The sequence below is a fragment of the bacterium genome (assembly GCA_004299235.1).
Taxonomy (GTDB): Bacteria; Chloroflexota; Dormibacteria; order Dormibacterales; family Dormibacteraceae; genus SCQL01.
This window is the reverse complement of sequence record SCQL01000098.1, coordinates 1-1,126: the sequence shown is the minus strand read 5'-3', so window position 1 is coordinate 1,126 and position 1,126 is coordinate 1. Positions and strand designations below refer to the sequence as shown.

2 protein-coding genes are annotated in these 1,126 nt (G+C 65.0%); both read right to left on the bottom strand.

The window, feature by feature from the left end:
- A partial coding sequence (locus EPN29_14470; GenBank protein ID TAN29617.1) for an IS481 family transposase occupies positions 1–418 on the bottom strand: 418 nt, incomplete at its 3' end.
- 368 nt (positions 419–786) lie between these two features.
- A partial coding sequence (locus tag EPN29_14465) for an FAD-binding oxidoreductase (GenBank protein TAN29616.1) occupies positions 787–1,126 on the bottom strand: 340 nt, incomplete at its 5' end.

Below are 1,126 nucleotides of genomic sequence, written 5' to 3'. Positions count from 1 at the left end.
GAGCCGGTTCACCGGTGACGCGGTCGACGTGGCTGAGCCGGTTCAGCCGGCACCGGACCAGGACGGCGTGCACGGTCGAGGCAGGCATGTCGAGCTTCGCTGCGATCTGCACCGGCCCCAGACGGTGCTTCCAGCGCAGGTGCACGATCTTCCGCACCATTGGCTGCGGGGTCTTTGCGTGCTGGCTGTGCCGAGCCGAGGACCGGTCGATCATCCCGTTCACGCCTTCGTCGCGGTAGCGCTGGGCCCATTTCGTGGCAGTGCGATACGAGACGTTGAAGAACTCGGCCGCTCGCGACGGTGGCCAACCATCGTCAACGATCAGGCGCGCCAGACGGAGTCGGTGTTTCGGGGTCAAAGCCGCGTTAGCGTGTGCCACGAAGGCCTCCCTGTGGAAGTGGGTCCTAGACAGCTCCACTCCACATTCGGGAGGCCTTCACCTATCTACGGCACGCCGTATCCGATCGCACAACGTGCCTGGGCATCACACCTAGTCAGTGGAGACCAAGTCGCGAGGCGACCTACTTAGCCCACTGAGGCGCGGTCATCGTGCGCTCAGAATTGCTCGCGATGGTGTCCTGAGCACGGGTCAACGGCCGTGAGCCCGGTGTCCATCGCCAGCTACCCGCGGGCACAAGGGTTAATCCCGTCTGAGCGCCGCAGTGACCGGAGTTGTCGGGCCCCTAACGCGTCGGCAGCTGGTATGACGGAACTCAGCCGTCCGTCATCCCTTATGGACACAGGTAACCACTCGAAAGACGGGCGCTTCGTCGTGCGAATGGCACCCTAGTAAGGGTGGGTGCGGAACCGCCCGGGCGCGAGCGCTGGATGGTTTGTCGGGCGCTCGAGGAGCTCCGCGACTATCCGCGCGGTCGCGGGGGCAAGCGTGATGCCGAGCATGGCATGCCCCGCCGCTACTACTACGGTAGGCCACCGCCGGAGGGGACCGATGAGCGGTAGCCCGTCGGGCGTGAGAGAACGCACTCCGGTCCACGGCTTCGGATACGGCACGTCATGGAGTTCCGGCAAGTATTCGCCGAGCGCGCTTAGGATCCCGTTCGCGCGCCGGACACTGACACGACCGTCGGACGAATTGATTCCCATAGTGCCAGCGACGCGAAGTCGT